At 61.8% G+C, this 22,245-nt stretch carries 25 protein-coding genes; 15 read left to right on the forward strand and 10 right to left on the reverse strand.

Annotation, left to right across the window (positions count from 1 at the left end; genetic code table 11):
• The first annotated feature begins 19 nt into the window (after nucleotides 1-19).
• The 8 genes from proC (at nucleotide 20) to GKKCFE_RS24150 (ending at nucleotide 6,038) form a co-directional block, all read left to right on the forward strand.
• Entirely contained in the window at nucleotides 20-838 is an 819-nt protein-coding gene (gene proC / locus GKKCFE_RS24115) for a pyrroline-5-carboxylate reductase (RefSeq protein WP_047226009.1), read from the forward strand.
• A 10-nt stretch (nucleotides 839-848) separates the two neighbouring features.
• On the forward strand, nucleotides 849-1,439 hold the full coding sequence (locus GKKCFE_RS24120) for a YggT family protein (RefSeq protein ID WP_047226010.1): 591 nt from the start codon (nucleotides 849-851) through the stop codon (nucleotides 1,437-1,439).
• 241 nt (nucleotides 1,440-1,680) lie between these two features.
• Nucleotides 1,681-2,820, forward strand: a complete 1,140-nt coding sequence (gene metX / locus GKKCFE_RS24125; protein ID WP_047226011.1) for a homoserine O-succinyltransferase MetX — start codon at nucleotides 1,681-1,683, stop codon at nucleotides 2,818-2,820.
• Nucleotides 2,821-2,827: 7 nt separating this feature from the next.
• Entirely contained in the window at nucleotides 2,828-3,448 is a 621-nt protein-coding gene (gene metW, locus GKKCFE_RS24130) for a methionine biosynthesis protein MetW (RefSeq protein ID WP_047226012.1), read from the forward strand.
• Between the two features lie 25 nt (nucleotides 3,449-3,473).
• Nucleotides 3,474-3,908 (forward strand): DUF4426 domain-containing protein, encoded by a 435-nt coding sequence (locus GKKCFE_RS24135; protein WP_047226013.1) that lies wholly within the window; start codon nucleotides 3,474-3,476, stop codon nucleotides 3,906-3,908.
• Nucleotides 3,905-4,501 carry an RdgB/HAM1 family non-canonical purine NTP pyrophosphatase gene (rdgB, locus tag GKKCFE_RS24140; protein ID WP_047226014.1) on the forward strand — a complete coding sequence of 199 codons (597 nt, stop codon included), beginning with the start codon at nucleotides 3,905-3,907 and terminating at the stop codon, nucleotides 4,499-4,501. Before GKKCFE_RS24135 ends, rdgB begins: the two co-directional genes overlap by 4 nt.
• Complete coding sequence (gene hemW / locus GKKCFE_RS24145) at nucleotides 4,498-5,697, forward strand: radical SAM family heme chaperone HemW (RefSeq protein WP_047226015.1); 1,200 nt, start codon at nucleotides 4,498-4,500, stop codon at nucleotides 5,695-5,697. Before rdgB ends, hemW begins: the two co-directional genes overlap by 4 nt.
• A 17-nt stretch (nucleotides 5,698-5,714) precedes the next feature.
• Complete coding sequence (locus GKKCFE_RS24150; RefSeq protein WP_047226016.1) at nucleotides 5,715-6,038, forward strand: DUF3392 domain-containing protein; 324 nt, start codon at nucleotides 5,715-5,717, stop codon at nucleotides 6,036-6,038.
• Between the two features lie 146 nt (nucleotides 6,039-6,184).
• Here GKKCFE_RS24150 and trmB read toward each other — a convergent pair whose 3' ends face one another.
• The 4 genes from trmB to GKKCFE_RS24170 form a co-directional block, all read right to left on the reverse strand.
• Nucleotides 6,185-6,910 (reverse strand): tRNA (guanosine(46)-N7)-methyltransferase TrmB, encoded by a 726-nt coding sequence (gene trmB / locus GKKCFE_RS24155; protein WP_047226017.1) that lies wholly within the window; start codon nucleotides 6,908-6,910, stop codon nucleotides 6,185-6,187.
• A gap of 9 nt (nucleotides 6,911-6,919) precedes the next feature.
• A complete protein-coding gene (locus GKKCFE_RS24160) occupies nucleotides 6,920-7,714 on the reverse strand; it encodes a thiazole synthase (protein WP_003177480.1) in 795 nt (264 codons plus the stop codon).
• Nucleotides 7,715-7,768: 54 nt separating this feature from the next.
• Nucleotides 7,769-7,969, reverse strand: a complete 201-nt coding sequence (gene thiS / locus GKKCFE_RS24165; RefSeq protein WP_160893822.1) for a sulfur carrier protein ThiS — start codon at nucleotides 7,967-7,969, stop codon at nucleotides 7,769-7,771.
• 90 nt (nucleotides 7,970-8,059) lie between these two features.
• Nucleotides 8,060-8,431 (reverse strand): DUF423 domain-containing protein, encoded by a 372-nt coding sequence (locus tag GKKCFE_RS24170; RefSeq protein ID WP_047226019.1) that lies wholly within the window; start codon nucleotides 8,429-8,431, stop codon nucleotides 8,060-8,062.
• A 73-nt stretch (nucleotides 8,432-8,504) separates the two neighbouring features.
• Between GKKCFE_RS24170 and mtgA the strand changes: the two genes are divergently transcribed.
• Nucleotides 8,505-9,227 (forward strand): monofunctional biosynthetic peptidoglycan transglycosylase, encoded by a 723-nt coding sequence (gene mtgA, locus GKKCFE_RS24175; RefSeq protein ID WP_281459626.1) that lies wholly within the window; start codon nucleotides 8,505-8,507, stop codon nucleotides 9,225-9,227.
• Between the two features lie 197 nt (nucleotides 9,228-9,424).
• Here mtgA and rpoH read toward each other — a convergent pair whose 3' ends face one another.
• From rpoH to ftsY, 4 genes are all read right to left on the reverse strand, one after another.
• Nucleotides 9,425-10,279: an RNA polymerase sigma factor RpoH gene (rpoH, locus tag GKKCFE_RS24180; protein WP_003177476.1), complete on the reverse strand. Its 855-nt coding sequence runs from the start codon at nucleotides 10,277-10,279 to the stop codon at nucleotides 9,425-9,427.
• 112 nt (nucleotides 10,280-10,391) lie between these two features.
• Entirely contained in the window at nucleotides 10,392-11,414 is a 1,023-nt protein-coding gene (gene ftsX / locus GKKCFE_RS24185) for a permease-like cell division protein FtsX (protein WP_047226021.1), read from the reverse strand.
• Nucleotides 11,411-12,082: a cell division ATP-binding protein FtsE gene (gene ftsE / locus GKKCFE_RS24190; protein ID WP_024778908.1), complete on the reverse strand. Its 672-nt coding sequence runs from the start codon at nucleotides 12,080-12,082 to the stop codon at nucleotides 11,411-11,413. Before ftsE ends, ftsX begins: the two co-directional genes overlap by 4 nt.
• Nucleotides 12,079-13,530, reverse strand: coding sequence for a signal recognition particle-docking protein FtsY (ftsY, locus tag GKKCFE_RS24195; protein WP_188251408.1), 1,452 nt, complete (start codon nucleotides 13,528-13,530; stop codon nucleotides 12,079-12,081). Before ftsY ends, ftsE begins: the two co-directional genes overlap by 4 nt.
• Before the next feature lie 342 nt (nucleotides 13,531-13,872).
• On the opposite strand from ftsY, the gene GKKCFE_RS24200 reads away from it, so the two are divergent.
• Genes GKKCFE_RS24200 through GKKCFE_RS24215 form a run of 4 tightly spaced genes read left to right on the forward strand, consistent with a single transcriptional unit; the run spans nucleotide 13,873 to nucleotide 18,353 of the window.
• Nucleotides 13,873-15,228: a M16 family metallopeptidase gene (locus GKKCFE_RS24200; protein WP_274090485.1), complete on the forward strand. Its 1,356-nt coding sequence runs from the start codon at nucleotides 13,873-13,875 to the stop codon at nucleotides 15,226-15,228.
• A complete protein-coding gene (locus GKKCFE_RS24205) occupies nucleotides 15,221-16,711 on the forward strand; it encodes a M16 family metallopeptidase (protein ID WP_445577189.1) in 1,491 nt (496 codons plus the stop codon). The genes GKKCFE_RS24200 and GKKCFE_RS24205 overlap by 8 nt, the downstream gene beginning before the upstream one ends.
• Nucleotides 16,711-17,322 carry a 16S rRNA (guanine(966)-N(2))-methyltransferase RsmD gene (gene rsmD / locus GKKCFE_RS24210; RefSeq protein WP_047226025.1) on the forward strand — a complete coding sequence of 204 codons (612 nt, stop codon included), beginning with the start codon at nucleotides 16,711-16,713 and terminating at the stop codon, nucleotides 17,320-17,322. Before GKKCFE_RS24205 ends, rsmD begins: the two co-directional genes overlap by 1 nt.
• Nucleotides 17,323-17,351: 29 nt before the next feature.
• Nucleotides 17,352-18,353, forward strand: coding sequence for a hydrolase (locus tag GKKCFE_RS24215; RefSeq protein WP_445577190.1), 1,002 nt, complete (start codon nucleotides 17,352-17,354; stop codon nucleotides 18,351-18,353).
• Nucleotides 18,354-18,392: 39 nt separating this feature from the next.
• Here the strand turns inward: GKKCFE_RS24215 and GKKCFE_RS24220 are convergent, their stop codons facing one another.
• Together GKKCFE_RS24220 and GKKCFE_RS24225 are read right to left on the reverse strand one after the other, a co-directional pair.
• On the reverse strand, nucleotides 18,393-19,247 hold the full coding sequence (locus tag GKKCFE_RS24220) for a sulfurtransferase (protein WP_139048936.1): 855 nt from the start codon (nucleotides 19,245-19,247) through the stop codon (nucleotides 18,393-18,395).
• A 33-nt stretch (nucleotides 19,248-19,280) separates the two neighbouring features.
• Nucleotides 19,281-19,952 (reverse strand): TetR/AcrR family transcriptional regulator, encoded by a 672-nt coding sequence (locus GKKCFE_RS24225; protein ID WP_047226027.1) that lies wholly within the window; start codon nucleotides 19,950-19,952, stop codon nucleotides 19,281-19,283.
• Between the two features lie 148 nt (nucleotides 19,953-20,100).
• Here GKKCFE_RS24225 and GKKCFE_RS24230 point away from each other — a divergent pair, with 148 nt between their 5' ends.
• Together GKKCFE_RS24230 and GKKCFE_RS24235 are read left to right on the forward strand one after the other, a co-directional pair.
• Nucleotides 20,101-21,531 (forward strand): coniferyl aldehyde dehydrogenase, encoded by a 1,431-nt coding sequence (locus GKKCFE_RS24230; RefSeq protein WP_047226028.1) that lies wholly within the window; start codon nucleotides 20,101-20,103, stop codon nucleotides 21,529-21,531.
• 26 nt (nucleotides 21,532-21,557) lie between these two features.
• Nucleotides 21,558-22,103 carry a twin-arginine translocation pathway signal protein gene (locus tag GKKCFE_RS24235; RefSeq protein WP_445577191.1) on the forward strand — a complete coding sequence of 182 codons (546 nt, stop codon included), beginning with the start codon at nucleotides 21,558-21,560 and terminating at the stop codon, nucleotides 22,101-22,103.
• Nucleotides 22,104-22,245: the final 142 nt, after the last annotated feature.

A 22,245-nucleotide genomic window follows, 5' to 3' on the forward strand; every position in this document is an offset into this window, starting at 1 on the left:
CTCTAATCAAGGACCTGTCATGAGCAACACACGTATTGCCTTCATCGGCGCCGGCAACATGGCCGCCAGCCTGATCGGCGGCCTGCGGGCCAAGGGTCTGGACGCTTCGCAGATCCGCGCCAGCGATCCGGGGGCCGAGACTCGCGCCCGGGTGAGCACAGAGCACGGCATCGAAACGTTCGCCGACAACGCCCAGGCCATCGAGGGCGCGGACGTCGTCGTGCTGGCGGTCAAGCCACAGGCGATGAAAACTGTTTGCGAGGCCATTCGTCCAAGCCTCAAACCCCATCAGATGGTGGTGTCGATCGCCGCCGGCATCACCTGCGCCAGCATGAACAACTGGCTCGGGTCCCAGCCGATCGTGCGCTGCATGCCCAACACCCCGGCGCTGCTGCGCCAGGGCGTCAGTGGGCTGTTCGCGACCGCACAAGTGACCGCCGAACAGCGCCAGCAGGCCGAAGAACTGCTCTCGGCCGTAGGCCTGGCACTGTGGCTGGAAACCGAGCAGCAACTGGATGCGGTGACGGCCGTGTCCGGCTCGGGCCCGGCATACTTTTTCCTGCTGATCGAAGCCATGACCGCCGCCGGTGAAAAACTCGGCCTGCCGCGCGAAACCGCCGCCAAACTGACGTTGCAGACCGCCCTGGGCGCCGCCCACATGGCAGTGTCCAGCGATGTCGATGCGGCCGAACTGCGGCGCCGGGTAACTTCGCCAGCCGGCACTACTGAAGCCGCCATCAAATCGTTCCAGGCCGGGGGCTTCGAAGCCCTGGTGGAAAAAGCACTCGGCGCCGCCGCGCACCGCTCGGCCGAAATGGCCGAACAACTGGGCCAATAAGGAGCCATTCATGATCGGATTGAACACTGCAGCGGTCTACGTGCTGCAAACCCTCGGCAGCCTGTACCTGCTGATCGTACTGCTGCGCTTTGTGCTGCAACTGGTGCGCGCCAACTTCTACAACCCGCTGTGCCAGTTCATCGTCAAGGCCACCCAGCCATTGCTCAAGCCACTGCGCCGGATCATTCCGAGCGTGTTCGGCCTGGACATGTCGTCGCTGGTACTGGCGATCATCGTGCAACTGGCGCTGATGGCCCTGACCCTGCTGCTGACCTACGGCACCACCGGCAACCCGCTGCAACTGCTGATCTGGTCGATCATTGGCGTGACCGCGCTGTTCCTGAAGATTTTCTTCTTCGCCCTGATCATCAGCGTGATCCTGTCCTGGGTCGCTCCCGGCAGCCACAACCCGGGCGCCGAACTGGTAAACCAGATCTGCGAGCCGGCGCTGGCACCGTTCCGCCGCATCGTGCCGAACCTCGGCGGCCTGGATATCTCGCCGATCCTGGCGTTCCTGGTGCTCAAGCTGATCGACATGCTGGTGATCAACAACCTGGCGGCGATGACCATGATGCCGGAAATCCTGCGGTTGCTGATCTAAAACGCTGCAGCCTTTCCTGTGGCGAGGGAGCTTGCTCCCGCTGGGCTGCAAAGCAGCCCCAAAGCGGGCGCCACCGTATCCCGGACAGTCACGGGCAGCAGCTTTCAGGGCCGCTTCGCGCCCCAGCGGGAGCAAGCTCCCTCGCCACGGGTAAAGCGGCGGACAATCAGCTCCGCCCTTTGCTTGCCGCTTGCCACAGCGGTCTTTAGACTTACGCCTCATTTCAACGAGAGCAGGGTCGATGCCAGCTGCCTTTCCCCCCGATTCCGTTGGTCTGGTGACGCCGCAAATGGCGCATTTCAGCGAGCCCCTGGCCCTGGCCTGCGGTCGTTCGTTGCCAGCCTATGACCTGATTTTCGAAACCTACGGCACCCTCAATGCCACGGCGAGCAATGCCGTGCTGATCTGCCATGCCTTGTCGGGGCATCACCACGCCGCCGGCTATCACAGTGTCGACGACCGCAAGCCGGGCTGGTGGGACAGTTGCATCGGCCCGGGCAAGCCCATCGACACCAACAAGTTCTTCGTGGTCAGCCTGAACAACCTCGGCGGCTGCAACGGCTCCACCGGCCCCAGCAGCGTCAACCCGGACACCGGCAAACCCTTCGGCGCCGACTTTCCGGTGCTGACCGTGGAAGATTGGGTCCACAGTCAGGCACGCCTGGCGGATCGCCTCGGTATCGCCCAGTGGGCCGCAGTGATCGGCGGCAGCCTGGGCGGCATGCAAGCCCTGCAATGGACCATCACTTACCCGGACCGTGTGCGCCACTGCCTGGCAATCGCCTCGGCCCCCAAGCTGTCGGCGCAGAACATCGCCTTCAACGAAGTGGCGCGCCAGGCGATCCTCACCGATCCGGAATTCCACGGCGGCTCGTTCCAGGAACACGGCGTGATTCCCAAGCGCGGGCTGATGCTGGCGCGGATGGTCGGGCATATCACCTACCTGTCCGATGATTCCATGGGCGAGAAATTCGGCCGCGGTCTCAAGAGCGAAAAGCTCAACTACGACTTCCACAGCGTCGAATTCCAGGTGGAAAGCTACCTGCGCTACCAGGGCGAAGAATTCTCCGGACGCTTCGATGCCAACACCTACCTGTTGATGACGAAAGCCCTGGACTACTTCGATCCGGCGGCGAACTTCGACGATGACCTGGCAAAAACCTTTGCAGGCGCCACCGCCAGGTTCTGCGTGATGTCGTTCACCACCGACTGGCGCTTCTCCCCGGCCCGCTCACGGGAGCTGGTGGACGCGCTGATGGCTGCCCGCAAGGACGTCTGCTACCTGGAAATCGACGCGCCCCAGGGTCACGACGCCTTTCTGATCCCGATCCCGCGCTACCTGCAGGCGTTCGGCAACTACATGAACCGTATAACGCTGTGAGGACGCCATGAGAGCCGATCTGGACATCATCCAGGAATGGATCCCCGCCGGCAGCCGCGTGCTCGACCTGGGCTGCGGCAACGGCGAACTGCTGACCTGGCTGCGCGACCACAAGCAAGTCACCGGCTACGGCCTGGAAAACGACCCGGACAACATCGCCGAGTGCGTGGCCAAGGGCATAAACGTGATCGAGCAGGACCTGGACAAGGGCCTGGGCAACTTCGCCAGCAACAGCTTCGACATCGTGGTCATGACCCAGGCGCTGCAAGCGGTGCACTACCCGGACAAGATCCTCGACGAAATGCTGCGGGTCGGGCGCCAGTGCATCATCACCTTCCCCAACTTCGGTCACTGGCGCTGCCGCTGGTACCTGGCGAGCAAGGGCCGCATGCCGGTGTCGGAGTTTCTGCCCTACACCTGGTACAACACGCCGAACATCCACTTCTGCACCTTCGAGGATTTCGAGGCATTGTGCCGCGAACGCCAAGCCAAGGTCATCGATCGCCTGGCGGTGGACCAGCAGCACCGCCACGGGTGGGCCAGCAAGCTATGGCCTAATCTGTTAGGTGAAATAGGCATCTATCGGGTCAGCAGCCCAGGCCTTGCCGATCATCAGGTCGCGGTGTGAAGCCCGGCCTTTCCAGGAGCACGACATGAAACGTCTAGCGTTGTTTCTCATTACCGCCTGCCTGAGCGCCGGAGCCATGGCTGCGGATGTCATCAAGAGCGATCGCAAGGAAGTGTTCGGCGACATCACCGTGCACTACAACACCTTCAACTCCACCTTCCTGACGCCGGATATTGCCGACGCCGCCGGATTGATCCGCGACAAGACCCAGGGCGTGATCAACGTTTCGGTACTCAAGGATGGTAAACCCTTGAAGGCCGAGGTCAGCGGGACAGTCAAGGACCTTACCAGCAGCAGTGTCACGCTGAACTTCAAGGAGGTGGCCGAACCCAACGCGACCTATTACATCGCCCAATACCCGGTGAAACAGCAGGAAACCCGCACCTTCAACATCCAGGTGAAAACGGGCGACAAGATCAACACCCTCAACTTCAACCAGGAACTGTTCCCCGGCGAATGATGAATTTCACCCAACTCGTACTGGCCAGCCACAACGCCGGCAAACTCAAGGAACTCCAGGCCATGCTCGGCGGGTCGGTGCAACTGCGCTCGATTGGCGAGTTCAGCCAGGTCGAACCTGAAGAAACCGGCCTGTCGTTCGTCGAGAACGCCATCCTCAAGGCCCGCAACGCCGCGCGCATTTCCGGCCTGCCGGCGCTGGCCGACGACTCCGGGCTGGCGGTGGACTTTCTCGGCGGTGCGCCGGGCATCTATTCAGCCCGCTACGCAGATGGCAAAGGCGACGCGGCGAACAACGCCAAGCTGCTCGAGGCCCTCAAGGATGTGCCCGAAGCCGAGCGCGGCGCACAGTTCGTCTGCGTCCTGGCCCTCGTCCGTCATGCCGACGATCCACTGCCGATCCTCTGCGAAGGCTTGTGGCACGGGCGCATTCTCACCGAAGCCAGCGGCGAGCACGGTTTTGGCTACGATCCGCTGTTCTGGGTGCCAGAGCGCAACTGCTCCAGCGCCGAACTGGGCCCGGTGGAAAAAAACCAGCTGAGTCACCGCGCCCGCGCCATGGCTTTGCTGCGCCAACGCCTGGGCCTGCAATGATCGATGAGTCCCCCGCACCTCTGATCCATGGCGGTGCGCAAACGCCTCGGGCGCCGCTGCCAGTGCTGCCGCCTTTGGCGTTGTACATCCACATTCCGTGGTGTGTACGCAAATGCCCGTATTGCGATTTCAACTCCCATGCCGCCAGCCCGCAGTTGCCGGAAGAAGAATACGTCGACGCCTTGCTGGCCGATCTCGACCAGGACCTGCAGGCGGTGTATGGCCGGGAACTGAGCTCGATCTTTTTCGGCGGCGGTACTCCAAGCCTGTTCAGCGCCCAGGCCCTGGGCCGGCTGCTCAAAGGTGTCGAGGCGCGAATCCCCTTCGCCCATGACATTGAAATCACCCTGGAAGCCAACCCAGGGACCTTCGAGCAAGAGAAATTTGTCGCTTACCGGGCACTGGGCATCAATCGCCTATCCATTGGCATCCAGAGCTTTCAGGAAGCCAAGCTCAAGGCTTTGGGCCGGATTCATAACGGTGACGAAGCTGTGCGCGCCGCCGGCATGGCCCGTCAGGCCGGGTTCGACAACTTCAACCTGGACCTGATGCATGGCCTGCCCGATCAGTCCCTGGACGACGCCTTGAGCGACTTGCGCCAGGCCATTGCACTGAAGCCCACGCATCTGTCCTGGTATCAGTTGACCCTGGAGCCAAACACGGTGTTCTGGAACCAGCCGCCGACCTTGCCGGAGGACGACACGCTGTGGGACATCCAGGAAGCCGGGCAAGCGTTGCTGGCCGAACATGGCTACAGCCAATACGAAGTCTCGGCCTACGCCCAGCCCGGGCGACCGGCGCGGCATAACCTCAATTACTGGAGTTTCGGCGACTTCATCGGCATCGGCGCGGGCGCCCACGGCAAGCTCAGCCATCCGGACGGGCGTATTGTGCGCACCTGGAAAACCCGCCTGCCCAAGGACTACCTCAACCCAGCCAAACGCTTCCTGGCCGGCGAGAAAACCCTGAGCAATGAAGAACTGCCCTTCGAGTTCCTGATGAACGCGCTGCGCCTGACCGAAGGTGTGGACGCGCGGCTTTACCCAGAACGCACCGGCCTGCCTTTGCAGAGTCTGGCTGAAGGCCGACGCGAGGCCGAACAAAGCGGGTTGTTGCGGGTCGAACCGGCACGTCTGGCAGCCACCGAGCGCGGACAGTTGTTTCTCAATGACCTGTTGCAGAAATTTTTGAGCTAATCACACAAGGAAACCCCATGGATCTGGTACTCGACCTGCTCGCCACCGTGTCCCGCTGGAGCCGCAGCAACCTGTCGGAAATCTCCCTGGCATTGGTAGGCTGCCTGCTGGTGCTGTTTGGTGCCGACATCAAAGGCTGGGTCGAACAACGCCTTGGCAATATTGCCGGGGCCTTGCGCGTCCCGCTGATCGCCCTGCTGTGCATGATCGGCAGCGGCGCGGCCTTGATCTACGCCACGCCATGGGTCGTCCGGGGCTTGAGCCAGTTCAACAACTACAGCCTGGCACCGGTGCTGTTGGTGGTGCTGGTGTTGATTGGGGTGGTCGCTGACCGTCGCTGATTTTCGATGTAGCACAGAACGAAATGTGGGAGCGAGCTTGCTCGCGATGGCGGCCTGACAGTCAACATTGATATTGAATGTTATGGCCTCATCGCGAGCAAGCTCGCTCCCACAGGGGATCCCATTTCAGCAGGATCTTCTGGTGTTTAAGCCACCTTCTCGAACTTCAAATCCCAAACCCCATGCCCCAAGCGTTCGCCACGGCGTTCGAACTTGGTGATCGGTCGTTCGGCCGGGCGCGGTACGCACTTGCCGTCTTCGGCCAGGTTACGGTAACCCGGGGCGACGTTCATCACTTCCAGCATGTACTCGGCGTAGGGTTCCCAGTCGGTGGCCATGTGAAGCACACCGCCGACCTTCAACTTGCTGCGCACCAACTCAGCGAACGACGCCTGGACGATGCGGCGCTTGTGATGGCGGCTCTTGTGCCATGGGTCCGGGAAGAACAGCATCAGCCGGTCGAGGCTGTTGTCGGCCACACAGCGGTTGAGCACTTCGATGGCGTCGCAGTCGTAGACCCGCAGGTTGGTCAGCCCTTGGGTCAGTACGCCGTTGAGTAGCGCGCCCACACCGGGACGATGAACTTCCACACCGATGAAATCCTGTTCCGGCGCCGCGGCAGCCATTTCCAGCAGCGAGTGGCCCATGCCGAAGCCGATTTCCAGCGAGCGCGGCGCCGAGCGGCCGAACACCTGGTCAAAGTCCACCGGCGCATCGGCCAGGGGCAGGACAAACAGCGGCGTGCCCTGTTCCAGGCCGCGTTGCTGGCCTTCGGTCATGCGCCCGGCGCGCATCACGAAACTCTTGATGCGGCGGTGTTGGCGCTCTTCGCCTTCTTCCGGGAGGACAGGCGTGTCGTTCGATTCAGTCATCAATGGCTCTTACTTGATCAGACCATCCAGCGGCGAAGAGGCGCTGGCGTAGAGTTTTTTCGGCATGCGGCCGGCGAGGTACGCCAGGCGACCGGCCACAATGGCGTGCTTCATGGCTTCGGCCATCAGGATCGGTTGCTGGGCATGGGCGATGGCCGAGTTCATCAGCACTGCTTCACAGCCCAGTTCCATGGCGATAGTGGCGTCGGACGCGGTGCCGACACCGGCATCCACCAACACCGGAATCTTGGCTTCTTCCAGGATGATCTGCAGGTTGTACGGGTTGCAGATCCCCAGACCCGTGCCGATCAGGCCAGCCAGCGGCATCACCGCGATGCAGCCGATTTCCGCCAGTTGACGGGCGATGATCGGGTCATCGCTGGTGTAGACCATCACGTCGAAACCTTCCTTGACCAGGGTTTCGGCGGCCTTGAGGGTTTCGATCACGTTGGGAAACAGGGTTTTCTGGTCCGCCAGCACTTCCAGTTTCACCAGGTTGTGGCCGTCGAGCAGCTCACGGGCCAGGCGGCAGGTGCGCACGGCCTCGATGGCGTCGAAGCAACCGGCGGTGTTGGGCAGGATGGTGTAGCGATCTGGCGGCAGGATATCCAGCAGGTTCGGTTCGCCCGGGTTCTGGCCGATGTTGGTGCGGCGCACGGCAACGGTCACGATTTCAGCGCCCGAGGCTTCGATGGCCAGGCGGGTTTCTTCCATGTCGCGGTATTTGCCGGTGCCAACCAGCAGACGCGACTGGTAGGTACGACCGGCCAGGACGAAGGGCTTGTCGCTACGAACGATGCTCATGGGAAATCCTCTGTTGGGGTGAGGTTCTTGCGAAATACTGGAAAACCGCAGGGACTAGCCGCCGCCGATGGCGTGGACCACTTCGACGCTGTCGCCGTCGTTCAACGTGGTGTCGGCGTGCTGGCTGCGCGGGACGATATCCAGATTGAGCTCCACCGCGACGCGGCGTCCGGTCAGTTCCAGACGGGTCAGCAGGGCCGCAACGGTTTCACCGTCGGGCAGATCAAGGGGTTCGCCGTTCAATTGAATGCGCATGCCGGATGCCGCCATCATTTTTAGGGGCTGGCATTCTAGCCCGATCAGTCTGGACGACCCAAGCCATTCGTCATGAATTGGACCGTGCGGTCAGCCCAACCGCCAGGCGGCAAGCCCCAGGCACAACCAGCCGATCAGGAACGCCACCCCACCGAACGGCGTGATAATGCCCAGTTTGCTGATGCCCGTGAGCGTCAGCAGATACAGACTCCCGGAGAACAGCAGGATACCGATGACAAACGAAATCCCGGCCCAGGTGACGATACGTCCGGGGATGTGCGTGGCCAGCAGCGCGACGCCCAGCAACGCCAGGGTGTGTACCAACTGATAGGTGACGCCGGTATGGAAGATCGCCAGGTAATCGGCGCTCAGGCGATTTTTCAGGCCGTGGGCGGCAAACGCTCCCAATGCCACGCCGGTGAAGCCGAAAAAAGCAGCCAGCATCAGAAAACTACGCAGCATGAGAACTCCAGTCAGACTCGGTGGACAGGGTCTGTATAATGGCCCGCTCGACGGGTTCGGCCAAGCCATCTCTATGTTGCGTTCATTGTTTCGACGATTCGTTAAAGCCCTGCTCTGGTTCGCCGTCGGCAGCGTTGTGCTGGTGCTGTTGTTTCGCGTGGTGCCGCCGCCGTTCACCGCGCTGATGATCGAGCGCAAGGTTGAATCCTGGTTCGGTGGCGAGCCGATCGACCTGCAGCGTACCTGGCAACCCTGGGATCAGATTTCCGACAACCTCAAAATCGCGGTAATCGCAGGTGAGGACCAGAAATTTCCAGAGCACTGGGGCTTCGACTTCGGTGCGATCCAGGCCGCGCTTACCCATAACGGACGTGGCGGCTCGATTCGCGGTGCCAGCACCCTCAGCCAGCAAGTGTCCAAGAACTTGTTCCTGTGGCCGGGCCGCAGCTGGCTGCGCAAGGGCCTGGAAGCCTGGTTTACCGCGCTGATCGAAATACTCTGGCCCAAGCAGCGGATCCTCGAGGTGTACCTCAACAGCGTCGAGTGGGATGACGGTGTGTTCGGTGCCGAAGCCGCGGCGCGGCATCACTTTGGGGTAAGCGCCGCTGCATTGTCCCGGCAACAGGCCAGCCTGCTGGCGGCGGTCCTGCCCAACCCCCGGGTATGGAGCGCCGCACGCCCAAGCCCTTATGTACTGCGGCGCGCGAACTGGATCCGCCGGCAGATGAGCCAGTTGGGGGGCGACAGCTACCTGCTGGGGCTCAATGACTCGCGGCGGGCGCCTTGGGCCCAGTAGACCAGACACCGACATTCAACTGTGGGAGCGAGCTTGCTCGCGATGGCGGAGAGTCAGGCAGCATCGATGTTGAATGATAAGCCGCCATCGCGAGCAAGCTCGCTCCCACAGGGGGTCTGCGGCGAATCCAATAGTGAGCACACACAAAAACGCCCCGATCATCACTGATCGGGGCGTTTTTTTTCCGCTACCGCAGGTCAAGCCGCAATCGACACCTTGAGCTTGTTCATCGCGCTCTTCTCAAGCTGGCGAATCCGCTCGGCCGACACGTTGTACTTCTGCGCCAGGTCGTGCAGCGTGGCTTTTTCCTCGGCCAGCCAGCGCTGGTAAAGGATGTCACGGCTGCGCTCGTCCAGCACTTCCAGAGCTTCGTGCAGGTTGGTGTTGGAGTTGTCGCTCCAGTCGGCGTCTTCCAGTTGACGCGCCGGGTCATACCGGTGGTCTTCCAGGTAGTTGGCCGGCGACTGGAAAGCGCTGTCGTCGTCCGCTTCGGCGGCCGGGTCGAAGGCCATGTCATGGCCGGTCAGGCGACTTTCCATCTCGCGCACTTCCCGCGGCTCGACGCCCAGACTCTCGGCCACACGATGGACTTCTTCATTGTTCAGCCAGGCCAGACGTTTCTTCTGGCTGCGCAGGTTGAAGAACAGCTTGCGCTGGGCCTTGGTGGTCGCGACTTTCACGATGCGCCAGTTGCGCAGGATGAACTCGTGGATTTCCGCCTTGATCCAGTGCACTGCAAACGACACCAGGCGTACACCCATTTCCGGGTTGAAACGCTTGACCGCCTTCATCAGGCCGACGTTGCCTTCCTGGATCAGGTCGGCCTGGGCCAGCCCGTAGCCGGAATAGCTGCGGGCGATATGTACAACAAAACGCAGGTGGGCGAGCACCATCTGCCGAGCCGCCTCAAGATCCTGCTCATAATAGAGACTCTCGGCCAGTTCACGCTCCTGCTCGGGCGTCAGCAAGGGGATGCTGTTCACCGTGTGCACATAGGCCTCCAGGTTCGCACCCGGGACCAGAGCATAAGCAGGTTGCAAAGAAGTGGTCATACGAAAAAACCTCCGACTCACATAACTCGTGCAGTTCAGCACTGCGAAAATTGACCGGGAACCGTAGGACAAGTTCCCACAAAAACCGAAAGGTCAATACGCGCAAAAAACACTATTTTGGAGCAAGCTCACGCAAGTGGCGTGCTACCGCAATCCATGCACCGATATAACCCAACAGCACCGCGCCAAGCAAGAGCGACAGACCGTCGGCGGCTGGCACTCCGGCCAGGGAAAAATCACTGCCGTACAAACCGGCCAGCCCCACTACCGCGTCATTCAGCCAGTCCAGGCCAAACGCCAATACGCCCCAGGACAGAATCCCCGCACCGAAGCCATACAGCGCCCCCATATAAAGGAAGGGCCTGCGTACATAACTGTCCGTACCGCCGACGAGTTTAATCACTTCTATCTCGGTGCGGCGGTTTTCAATATGAAGACGAATGGTATTGCCTATCACCAAAAGTAATGCAGAAACCAGAAGCACCGTCAGACCGAAGACAAATCGGTCGCCGAGCTTGAGGATCGCCGCAAGACGCTCGACCCAGACTAGATCAAGTTGCGCCTGTTGTACCTTCGGCAACTCGGAAAGTCTTTGTCTTAATGCTTCAAGGGTCGGCTTGTCGACTTCGTCGGGTGTCACCAGTACCACACCCGGCAGCGGGTTTTCCGGCAGTTCCTTGAGGGCATCGCCCAGGCCGGACTGCTGCTGGAATTCTTCCAGCGCCTGCTCGCGACCAATGTATTCGGCGTCGGCCACGCCCGGCATGGCCTTGATCTGCTCGCGCAACGCCTGGCCTTCGGCAGGGCTCGCTTCCAGCTGCAAATACAGGGAAATCTGCGCGGCACGCTGCCAGGAGCCACCCAGGCGCTCCACATTACTTAGCAATAATGACAGGCCCATGGGCAAACTCAGGGCCACCGCCATCACCATGCAGGTAAAAAAGCTGCCGATCGGCTGCTTGCCCAGACGCTTGAGGCTGTCCAGCAGGCTGGCGCGATGGCTTTCGACCCAGGCGTGAAACAGTGTCGCGAAATCCGGGCCGTCGTCATCGTCGCGCTTCTTCTTTGGCGGCTGCGGATCGGAGGCTTTCGGAGCCACGCGCTCGGCCACCTTGGGGCTGCGGGTCGCACTCATACGCCAGCCTCCCCGTCACCGATCAGTCGACCGCGTTGCAAGGTGAGCATGCGGTGACGCATGCGCGCGATCAGGGCCAAGTCGTGACTGGCAATCAGCACGCTGGTGCCCAAGCGATTGATGTCTTCGAATACGCCCATGATTTCCGCCGCCAGACGCGGGTCCAGGTTACCGGTAGGTTCGTCCGCCAACAGCAAGGCCGGGCGATGAACGATGGCGCGGGCGATGCCCACGCGCTGTTGCTGGCCGGTGGACAGGTCGCCGGGGTACAGATCGGTCTTGTCCGACAGCGCCACACGCTCCAGGGCCGAATCCACGCGCTTGTTGATCTCGGCCTTGGACAGGCCAAGGATCTGCAAGGGCAACGCCACGTTGTTGAACACAGTGCGATCGAACAGCAACTGGTGATTCTGGAACACCACGCCGATCTGCCGACGCAAGTAAGGGATCTGGGCATTACTGATGGTGCTCAGGTCCTGGCCGGCCAACAGCAGTTTGCCGGTGGTGGGCCGTTCCATCGCCAGCAGCAGGCGCAGCAAGGTACTTTTACCGGCGCCAGAATGGCCGGTGACAAACAGAAACTCGCCACGACGGACCCGAAAGCTCAGCTCATGCAAGCCGACGTGACCGTTCGGATAGCGTTTACCGACCTGTTCGAAACGAATCATGAGTGCTCCCGCTCGGCAAACAGTGCCTGGACAAAGGGCTCGGCTTCAAAGGTGCGCAGATCGTCGATGCCTTCACCCACGCCGATGTAGCGAATCGGCAGGCCGAACTGCTTGGCCAGGGCGAAAATCACCCCGCCCTTGGCGGTCCCGTCGAGCTTGGTCAGGGCCAGTCCGGTCAGTTGGACGGTCTGGTTGAACTGCTTGGCCTGGTTGATGGCGTTCTGGCCGGTGCCGGCGTCCAGCACCAACAGCACCTCATGGGGTGCGTCGGCATCGAGCTTGCCGATCACCCGGCGAACCTTCTTCAGCTCTTCCATCAGGTTGTCTTTGGTGTGCAGGCGACCGGCCGTGTCGGCAATCAGCACATCGATGCCACGGGCCTTGGCGGCCTGCACGGCGTCGAAAATCACTGAAGCGGAGTCGGCGCCGGTGTGCTGGGCGATTACCGGAATCTTGTTGCGCTCGCCCCACACTTGCAGTTGTTCGACCGCGGCGGCGCGAAAGGTGTCGCCGGCGGCGAGCATGACTTTCTTGCCCTCCAACTGCAGCTTCTTCGCCAGTTTGCCGATGGTCGTGGTCTTGCCGGCGCCGTTGACGCCCACTACCAGGATCACGAACGGCTTGTTCTGCGAGGCAATCACCAGCGGCTGTTCCACCGGTTTGAGCATGTTGGTCAACTCGCCCTGCAAAGACTTGTACAAAGCGTCGGCGTCGGTGAGCTGCTTGCGCGCCACCTTTTGAGTCAGGCTCTGGATGATCACCGACGTCGCCTCGACGCCGACATCGGCGGTCAGCAAGCGCGTTTCGATGTCTTCCAGCAATTCGTCGTCGATGACTTTCTTGCCCAGGAACAGGCTGGCCATGCCTTCGCCGATGCTGGCGCTGGTCTTGGACAGGCCTTGCTTGAGGCGGGCGAAGAAGCCGACCTTGTTCTCTTCGGCGGCAGGCGCGGGCTCTGCGAGAGCTGGCAATTCAACTGCAACAGGCTCCGGTTCAGGGGCAGCAGGGGCAGCAGGGGCAGCGACAGGCATGATGGCAGGCGCTGGCACTTCGACGATCGGCTCCACGGCCGGGGCCGCGACAGATGGGGTCAGTGCCGGAATCGGCGGGGCGATATGCGACGCCTGCGCGTCCTCCACCAACGCTACCGGCTCTTCCGCCACGGGCAAGGTCAGCCAGGGGGTTTGCCCTTCGGGTGGGGTCAGCGGTTGCTCGGCCACCGGTTCAGCGCTCGACCCCGGCTCGGGCTCGGCCGGTTGCAATACCGGCTCGGCAATCGGCAGGACAATCGGGGCAGCTTGTTCGGCCACCGCCTCGGCATCGGGCTCAGGCAGCGGTTGCGGCTGTTCGACGACAGTTTCCTGCGGCTTCTTGCGCAGCCATCCGAACAGGCCTTTTTTCTCGCCAGCCGCAGCTGGGGTCTTCTTGTCGTCGTTGGAACCAAACATGGAGGACGGCTATCTCACGGTAGCGACGCGCCCAGGGCGCCTCGGTGATAAATATTCGATGCTGAACAGACTGCGTTTCACCCAGCTTGTTCACGCGCAACATTTTGTCGAGTTGTCCCCAGGACACCTCAAGGTCGATTTTTTCGAAGGACTGGCACGGCATCATCGGCGAAAACGCTGGGATCAACGAACAAACCCAGGGCTTCTTCCGAGAACCCAAACAACCCCGGACCGAGAAAAGGCCCGATAGGCGTGGCCGCCAGTAAAACGGATCAGTATCCTAGCACCCTCTCGCCCGCCGACGCTAAGACCTAGCGGGCAGCCCAACAGGTTTAAACACGAATGAATGCTCTTGCCCGCCGTGCTGCAGGCCTGCTGCTCAGCACAGTTTGTCTGCCTTTTTCAGCCTTGGCTGCCGATCCACAACCCACCCATGAATTTACCCTCGACAACGGCCTGAAGGTCGTGGTGCGCGAAGATCATCGCGCACCGGTGGTGGTGTCCCAGGTCTGGTACAAGGTTGGCTCCAGTTATGAAACCCCGGGCCAGACCGGTTTGTCCCACGCTCTGGAACACATGATGTTCAAGGGCAGCTCGAAAGTCGGCCCCGGCGAAGCTTCGCTGATCCTGCGCGACCTTGGCGCCGAAGAAAACGCTTTCACCAGCGATGACTTCACCGCTTACTACCAGGTGCTGGCCCGCGATCGCCTGGGCGTTGCCTTCGAACTGGAAGCCGACCGCATGGCCAGCCTGCGCCTGCCGCCGGAGGAGTTCAGCCGCGAGATCGAGGTGATCAAGGAAGAGCGCCGCATGCGCACCGACGACAAGCCGATGTCCAAGGCCTATGAGCGCTTCAAGGCCATGGCTTACCCGGCCAGCGGCTACCACACGCCGACCATCGGCTGGATGGCCGACCTGGAGCGGATGAAAGTCGAGGAACTGCGCCACTGGTACGAATCCTGGTACGCGCCGAATAACGCAACCCTGGTGGTGGTCGGCGACGTCACGCCCGACGAGGTCAAGACGCTGGCCCAGCGTTACTTTGGTCCGGTTGCCCGGCGCGACGTGCCGCCGGCGAAGATCCCCCTGGAACTGGCCGAACCTGGCGAGCGGCAGATTACCTTGCATGTGCAGACCCAACTGCCAAGCCTGATGCTGGCTTTCAACGTACCGAGCATCGCCACCGCGACCGACAAACGCTCGGTCAATGCCCTGCGGCTGATCTCGGCCTTGCTGGATGGCGGCTACAGCGGGCGGATCCCGACCCAGCTGGAACGCGGCGAAGAGCTGGTGTCCGGCGGTTCGTCGAGCTACGACGCCTTTACCCGTGGCGACACGCTGTTCACCTTGTCGGCCACGCCCAACACCCAGAAAAACAAGACCATGGCCCAGGCCGAGGCCGGTCTGTGGCGCCTGCTCGAACAGTTGAAAACCACTGCCCCGACCGCCGAGGAACTGGAGCGCGTCCGCGCCCAGGTCATCGCTGGCCTGGTGTACGAGCGCGATTCGATCACCAGCCAGGCCACCGCCATCGGCCAACTGGAAACGGTCGGTTTGTCCTGGAAACTGATGGACACCGAACTCGCTGAACTGCAAAGCGTGACCCCGCAAGATATCCAGAAGGCAGCCCAGCTGTATTTCACCCGCTCGCGCCTGAGCGTCGCGCACGTCCTGCCCGAGGAGAAAGCTCATGAGTGAGCGCAAATCATCGCGTTTGGTGCTGATCGGTGTGGTGTTGATCGCCCTGATCGGCGCCTTGGCCTTTTACCTGTCGCCATCCAATGACACCAACGCCAGCCAGGCGCTGGACAAAGCCAAGGCCAGCAACAAGCTGCAATCTTTGGCCGAACTGGACGACAAGGCACCCAGCCGTCGCCAGCTCGACGTACAAACCTGGACAACCGCTGACGGCGCCAAAGTGTTGTTCGTCGAAGCCCGGGAATTGCCAATGTTCGACCTGCGCCTGACATTCGCCGCCGGCAGCAGCCAGGACGGCGATACACCCGGCCTGGCGCTGTTGACCAACGCCATGCTCAATGAGGGCGTAGCGGGCAAGGATGTCAGCGCCATTGCCCAAGGGTTCGAAAGCCTCGGCGCCGACTTCGGCAACGGTGCCTTGCGGGACATGGCCCTGGCGTCACTGCGCAGTCTCAGTGCGGTGGACAAGCGCGAGCCGGCGCTGAAGCTGTTCGCCGACGTCGTTGGCAAACCGACCTTCCCCGCCGACTCCTTTGCGCGCATCAAGAATCAGCTGCTGGCCGGTTTCGAGTACCAGAAGCAGAACCCCGGCAAACTGGCGGGGCTGGAACTGATGAAGCGTCTGTACGGTGATCATCCGTATGCCCATTCCAGTGACGGCACCGCGCAAAGCATTCCTGCGATCACGCTGGCCCAGGTCCAGGCTTTCCACACCAGGGCCTACGCCGCCGGCAACGCGGTGATTGCCTTGGTGGGGGACCTGTCCCGCGCCGAAGCCGAAGCGATTGCCAGTCAGGTGTCCGCCGCACTGCCGAAGGGCCCGGCGCTGGCAAAGACCGTGCAACCGGTTGAACCGAAGGCGAGCATCGGTCACATCGAGTTCCCGTCCAAGCAGACCAACCTGATGCTCGCGCAACTGGGCATCGACCGGGACGACCCGGACTATGCGGCCGTGTCCCTGGGCAACCAGATCCTCGGCGGCGGTGGTTTCGGCACGCGACTGATGACAGAGGTCCGGGAAAAGCGTGGCTTGACCTACGGCGTGTATTCCGGCTTCTCGCCGATGCAGGCCCGTGGCCCGTTCATGATCAACCTGCAGACCCGCGCCGAAATGAGCGAAGGCACGCTGAAACTGGTGCAGGAGGTGTTCGCCGATTACCTGAAGAACGGCCCGACCCAAAAAGAGCTCGATGACGCCAAGCGTGAGCTGGCCGGCAGTTTCCCGCTGTCCACCGCCAGCAACGAAGACATCGTCGGCCAGCTCGGGGCCATGGGTTTCTATGACTTGCCGCTCAGCTACCTGGAAGACTTCATGCGTCAGTCCCAGGAACTGACCGTCGAACAGGTCAAGGCCGCGCTGAACAAACACCTGAGCACGGATAAAATGGTCATCGTCACCGCCGGCCCGACCGTGCCGCAAAAGCCGCTGCCGGCACCCACTGAAAACCCTGCCGAGCAACCGCTCGGGGTTCCGGAGCACTAATGGCCCGCCCATCCAATTCCAGCAAGAAACCCGTGCATAACGGTGTGAATCAGTTGCGCATCATCGGCGGCCAATGGCGCAGCCGGCGCTTGAGCTTCCCCGACGCGCCGGGCCTGCGTCCAACCCCGGACCGGGTACGCGAAACCCTGTTCAATTGGCTCGCGCCCTACGTGGCCGGCGCTCGGGTACTCGACCCGTTTGCCGGCAGCGGTGCATTGTTTCTTGAGGCGTTGTCTCGTGGCGCCGCCATGGGGCAGGCGCTGGACGCCAGCAGCCTGGCGGTCTCCAGCCTGAAAGAGCACCTGGGCACACTGCGCTGCACCGTCGGTCAGGTGCAGACCGCCGACGCGCTGCGTTATCTGGACAGCCAGCCAGCGACGCCTTTCGACCTGGTGTTCCTCGACCCGCCTTTCAATCAGAACCTGCTGCCGGCCGTTTGCACCCTGCTCGAAGAACGTCATTGGCTGGCCGACGATGCCTGGGTCTACACTGAAAGCGAAGCCGCCCCGTCCACATTGGGGTTGCCGGGCAACTGGCGCCTGCATCGTGAACAGAAATCCGGACGGGTGTATTACGCGTTGTGGCAACGTGTGGCCGAGGCCGTTGGCTGAACGGCTGGCCAGTGCATCGAGAAATGATCGTGTCTGCTGCATCTGAACACTTCGTCCCGGCCCTGGGCCTTGGCAACCCGCACTTGCAAACCTTGTGGGGACCGCTGTGGCGCAAGACCATCCACATCGCTCGGGAACGTGAGCGCCTGTGGCTGGAAGACGGCGACTTTCTCGATCTCGACTGGCATGGCCCCCACCGAGTCGACGCGCCACTGGTGCTGGTGCTTCACGGGCTGACCGGTTCTTCCAACTCGCCCTACGTGGCCGGCCTGCAACAGGCGCTTGGCAATCAGGGCTGGGCCAGCGTGGCGTTGAACTGGCGCGGTTGCTCGGGAGAACCGAACCTGTTGCCCCGCAGCTATCACTCGGGGGCCAGCGAAGACCTGGCCGCCGCCATCGCCCATCTACGGTCCCGCCGCCCCTTGGCACCGCTGTTTGCGGTGGGCTATTCACTGGGCGGCAACGTGCTGCTCAAGCACCTGGGGGAAACGGGGGGCGACAGTCAGTTGCAAGGAGCGGTCGCGGTGTCGGTACCGTTTCGCCTCGACCAGTGCGCCGATCGCATCGGACAGGGATTTTCCAGGTTTTATCAGGCCCATTTCATGCGCGAGATGGTGGCCTACGTGCGCAACAAGCAACGCCAGTTCCAGCACGACGGACGCCACGAGGGTCTGGCGACCCTCACAGCGCTGGGCTCCCTGGAAAACATGCGCACCTTCTGGGACTTCGATGGACGGGTGACGGCGCCGCTGCACGGCTTCTCTGACGCGGCGGACTATTACCGCCGCGCCTCCAGTCGCTACTTTCTGGGCGAGATCAGCACGCCGACCCTGGTCATCCAGGCCTGCGACGATCCTTTCGTATTTCCCCACAGCTTGCCCGAATCTGGCGAGCTGTCTGCCTCTACCCAGCTTGAACTGCATGCACAAGGCGGGCATGTGGGCTTTGTCGACGGGAGCTTGCGCCGCCCAGGGTATTATCTGGAGCGGCGAATCCCCGGTTGGCTGGCGGGCCTGTCCTGTAGGAGCTGAGGAGCGTAACGAGGCTGCGATCTCCTGCGGGGCCTGCGTTCAGTCACCGACCGCCACTTGCCTTTGGGGATCGGTGATCCACTCACTCCATGAACCGGCGTACAACCTCCCCAACGGATACCCCGCCAGGCACAAGGCAAACAGGTTATGGCATGCCGTCACGCCGGAGCCGCAATAGGCCACCAGTTCCGTCGGCGAGCGTCCTCCCAATTTCTCGGCAAAGCGCTGCTTGAGCTGGTCGACTGGCAGGAAGCGCCCATCAGCACCCAGGTTCTCGGTGAACGCTGCGCACTGCGCGCCCGGAATATGTCCGGCCACCGGATCGATCGGCTCGACCTCACCCTTGAAACGCGGCAACGCCCGGGCATCGAGCAAGGTCATGTCCGGCTCACCGAGACGCTCCTCAAGCGCCTCGGCACTGAGCAACAGGGTCGCGTCCGGCGAACCACTGAAGGTCCCGGGACCGTTGACCGCTGGATCGAGACTCAAGGGCAAGCCGGCGGCATGCCAAGCCTTGAGCCCGCCATCGAGGATATAAACGCCATCGCGCTTACCCAGCCAGGCCAGCAACCACCAGGCCCGGGCGGCATAGGCGCCAGGGCCGTCATCGTACAAAACGATGTCACTGTCGTTGCCGATCCCCCAGGCCCGCAAACGCTTCATCAGGGCCTCAGGCTCCGGCAGCGGATGGCGGCCGGTCACGCCTTTGGTGACCGGCCCACTCAGGTCCCGTTCGAGGTCAGCGAAGGATGCCCCGGCAATATGGCCTTCGGCGTAACTGCGCTGGCCGTAGTCCGAGTCCTCCAGGGCAAAACGACAATCGAGGATCACCAGTCCGGGCTGCGACCGCCTGTGTTCCAGGGCTTGAGGACTGATGAGTTGCGCAATGGGCATAACGGGCTCCTGTGGCTCGATCGAATTTGAATCTTACGCCCCTTCTTCCAGGGTCTGGGCCAGGGGGACATAGAACTCCTTAAACAGCGCATCCACCGCTTCGCGGGCCTGCTCAGTCACGAAACCGGCCTCCAGCACCAGCACTTGATAGACCCCACGCTTGATGGCCTGCTCGCTCAAATGGTTGGAATTTTCCCGTGTGGTGCAGAGGAAACGGACCCAGGACGTGAGGATGATCCAGGCATTGAGGGTGAGAGACTCGATTTGCACCCGGTCCATTTTCAGGATACCGGCGGCCACAAAGCCCTCGTAGATAGCGGTGCCGTGAATCAGACTACGCTGGGAAAACCGACGATAGCGCGCGGCAAGGTCCGGGTCGCTGTCGAGCAGGTGCTCCAGGTCTCGGTGCAGGAAGCGGTAGCGCCACATCGCCGAGAGCAACTCCTGCAGATAGAAGCGCTTGTCCTCGACAGTAGCCGCACGGCCTTGGGGCGGACGCAGGAAACTGTCCACCAGGTTTTCGTATTCACTGAACAATACGGCGATGATCGCCTGCTTGTTGGGGAAGTGGTAGTAGAGATTGCCCGGGGACATGTCCATGTGGGCGGCGATATGGTTGGTGCTGACGCTGCGCTCACCCTGCTGATTGAACAGCTCAAGGCTGTTCTGCACGATGCGCTCGCTGGTTTTTATTCGTATGGCCATGGCTTGAGCTTTAATTCGACGAAAGCATTGAACGGCATCTTACGACCTATCGGTCACGGGACAAACCCAAAGGCGTCACGGATGTCGGTTGACTTTTTAGAGCACAAGCTCTAGAAAACACTCACTCTAATACTATCGGTGCCCGCCCATGCCTGCCGACGTTGCTTACCTGCGCGAATCTCAACAGCACCTGGGCGAACTGCAAGCGCTTTTCGACACCCAGCGCCAGGCCTTTGCCGCCCACCCCATGCCACCTGCCGAGCAGCGGCGGCAATGGCTCAAGGCGTTGCGCGAGTTACTGAGCAACGAGCGACAAGCACTGATCGACGCTATCAGCCAGGACTTCAGCCACCGCAGTGCGGACGAAACGCTGCTGGCCGAGCTCATGCCGAGCCTGCACGGCATCCATTACGCCAGCCGTCACCTTAAGGGCTGGATGAAACCTTCCCGGCGCAAGGTGGGCGTGGCCTTCCAGCCGGCGTCAGCCAAAGTGGTGTACCAACCGCTGGGCGTGGTCGGGGTCATCGTACCCTGGAACTACCCGCTGTTCCTGGCTATCGGGCCGCTGGTGGGGGCATTGTCGGCGGGCAACAGGGTGATGCTCAAGCTGAGCGAATCGACCCCTGCCACCGGGTTGCTGCTCAAACAACTGCTGGCGCGCATTTTCCCTCAGGATCTGGTGTGCGTGGTGCTCGGCGAGGCTGAGGTTGGCATGGCGTTTTCCAGGTTGCCCTTCGACCACTTGCTGTTCACCGGCGCCACCAGCATTGGCAAGCATGTGATGCGCGCCGCCGCCGAGAACCTGACCCCGGTCACGCTCGAACTGGGAGGTAAATCGCCCGCCATCGTATCCGCGGACGTGCCCGTCAAAGACGCCGCCGAGCGCATTGCATTCGGCAAAACCCTGAATGCCGGACAAACCTGTGTCGCGCCAGACTACGTACTGGTGCCGCAGAACCGTGTCGGCGAATTCGTTGAAGCGTATCGCGAAGCGGTTCGCGGGTTTTATCCGACCCTGACTGACAATCCGGACTACACCGCGATCATCAACGAACGACAATTGGCGCGACTCAACGGCTACATAAGCGATGCCACCAGCAAGGGCGCATTGCTGATCGAGTTGTTCGATCGAGGTCAGGGGCGACGCATGGCCCACAGCCTGTTGCTCAACGTCAGCGATGACATGACCGTCATGCAGGACGAAATCTTCGGCCCGCTGCTGCCCATCGTGCCCTATCAGGACCTGGACCAGGCATTTGCCTACATCAATCAGCGGCCTCGCCCGCTGGCGCTCTACTACTTTGGCTACAACAAGGCCGAACATCATCGCGTGCTCAACGAGACCCATTCCGGTGGCGTTTGCCTGAACGATACGCTGCTGCACGTCGCCCAGGACGACCTGCCCTTCGGCGGCATTGGCGCCTCGGGGATGGGGCACTACCACGGTCACGAAGGCTTCCTGACGTTCAGCAAGGCCAAGGGCGTGCTGAGCAAACAGCGGTTCAACGCGGCGAAACTGATTTATCCACCTTACGGCAAGCCCCTCCAGAAACTGATCCAGAAGTTGTTTGTCCGTTAGCAGCAGTCTTTCCGGGTATAACAATAATGAATCCAAGCCTGACCGATACACCTGCCCTCTCACGACGCGGCCTGTTGCAGTTCAGCCTCGGCGCCAGCGCCTTCCTGGTCACCGTCGGGCTGGGTGCCAGCCTGAGCGGTTGCGGCCCCAGCCGCTCGGCCAGCGGTTTTGTAGCCTTGCGTGACAGCGACCTGCCGTTTTTGCGCGCCGTCATTCCCGTGATGCTGGACGGCTCCGTGGTCGCTGAAAAGCTTCCTGGCGCCGCTGAAGCGACCTTGCAAAGCCTGGACACCACCCTGGTTCATCTGTCCCCATCCATGCTCAAGCTCACGCACCAGTTATTCGACGTGCTCACGCTGGGTGTTACCCGTGGGCCACTGACCGGAATCTGGGGCTCCTGGGAAAACGCCAGCGTCGATGACATCCGGAAATTTCTCGGTCGGTGGGAAAACAGCTCGCTGGACCTGCTTCGCCAGGGGCACAGTTCGTTGCTGCAAATGGTCATGATGGCGTGGTACAGCCAGGCCGAGGCCTGGGCGCATTGTGGATACCCGGGACCGCCAACGGTTTAACAGTCACATCCAAACCCTGTGGGAGCGAGCCTGCTCGCGATGGCGGTATGTCAGTCAATACAGATGCAGCTGATCCGACGCCATCGCGAGCAGGCTCGCTCCCACAAGGGGGCATCACATACTCATAACAATAAGAGAACAC

Source organism: Pseudomonas sp. E141 (genome assembly GCF_052659885.1).

Coding starts and splice junctions, on each gene's coding strand:
- proC (WP_047226009.1), top strand. CDS start 20: ATGAGCAACACACGTATTGCCTTCATCGGCGCCGGCAACATGGCCGCC.
- GKKCFE_RS24120 (WP_047226010.1), top strand. CDS start 849: ATGATCGGATTGAACACTGCAGCGGTCTACGTGCTGCAAACCCTCGGC.
- metX (WP_047226011.1), top strand. CDS start 1,681: ATGCCAGCTGCCTTTCCCCCCGATTCCGTTGGTCTGGTGACGCCGCAA.
- metW (WP_047226012.1), top strand. CDS start 2,828: ATGAGAGCCGATCTGGACATCATCCAGGAATGGATCCCCGCCGGCAGC.
- GKKCFE_RS24135 (WP_047226013.1), top strand. CDS start 3,474: ATGAAACGTCTAGCGTTGTTTCTCATTACCGCCTGCCTGAGCGCCGGA.
- rdgB (WP_047226014.1), top strand. CDS start 3,905: ATGATGAATTTCACCCAACTCGTACTGGCCAGCCACAACGCCGGCAAA.
- hemW (WP_047226015.1), top strand. CDS start 4,498: ATGATCGATGAGTCCCCCGCACCTCTGATCCATGGCGGTGCGCAAACG.
- GKKCFE_RS24150 (WP_047226016.1), top strand. CDS start 5,715: ATGGATCTGGTACTCGACCTGCTCGCCACCGTGTCCCGCTGGAGCCGC.
- trmB (WP_047226017.1), bottom strand. CDS start 6,910: ATGACTGAATCGAACGACACGCCTGTCCTCCCGGAAGAAGGCGAAGAG.
- GKKCFE_RS24160 (WP_003177480.1), bottom strand. CDS start 7,714: ATGAGCATCGTTCGTAGCGACAAGCCCTTCGTCCTGGCCGGTCGTACC.
- thiS (WP_160893822.1), bottom strand. CDS start 7,969: ATGCGCATTCAATTGAACGGCGAACCCCTTGATCTGCCCGACGGTGAA.
- GKKCFE_RS24170 (WP_047226019.1), bottom strand. CDS start 8,431: ATGCTGCGTAGTTTTCTGATGCTGGCTGCTTTTTTCGGCTTCACCGGC.
- mtgA (WP_281459626.1), top strand. CDS start 8,505: ATGTTGCGTTCATTGTTTCGACGATTCGTTAAAGCCCTGCTCTGGTTC.
- rpoH (WP_003177476.1), bottom strand. CDS start 10,279: ATGACCACTTCTTTGCAACCTGCTTATGCTCTGGTCCCGGGTGCGAAC.
- ftsX (WP_047226021.1), bottom strand. CDS start 11,414: ATGAGTGCGACCCGCAGCCCCAAGGTGGCCGAGCGCGTGGCTCCGAAA.
- ftsE (WP_024778908.1), bottom strand. CDS start 12,082: ATGATTCGTTTCGAACAGGTCGGTAAACGCTATCCGAACGGTCACGTC.
- ftsY (WP_188251408.1), bottom strand. CDS start 13,530: ATGTTTGGTTCCAACGACGACAAGAAGACCCCAGCTGCGGCTGGCGAG.
- GKKCFE_RS24200 (WP_274090485.1), top strand. CDS start 13,873: ATGAATGCTCTTGCCCGCCGTGCTGCAGGCCTGCTGCTCAGCACAGTT.
- GKKCFE_RS24205 (WP_445577189.1), top strand. CDS start 15,221: ATGAGTGAGCGCAAATCATCGCGTTTGGTGCTGATCGGTGTGGTGTTG.
- rsmD (WP_047226025.1), top strand. CDS start 16,711: ATGGCCCGCCCATCCAATTCCAGCAAGAAACCCGTGCATAACGGTGTG.
- GKKCFE_RS24220 (WP_139048936.1), bottom strand. CDS start 19,247: ATGCCCATTGCGCAACTCATCAGTCCTCAAGCCCTGGAACACAGGCGG.
- GKKCFE_RS24225 (WP_047226027.1), bottom strand. CDS start 19,952: ATGGCCATACGAATAAAAACCAGCGAGCGCATCGTGCAGAACAGCCTT.
- GKKCFE_RS24230 (WP_047226028.1), top strand. CDS start 20,101: ATGCCTGCCGACGTTGCTTACCTGCGCGAATCTCAACAGCACCTGGGC.
- GKKCFE_RS24235 (WP_445577191.1), top strand. CDS start 21,558: ATGAATCCAAGCCTGACCGATACACCTGCCCTCTCACGACGCGGCCTG.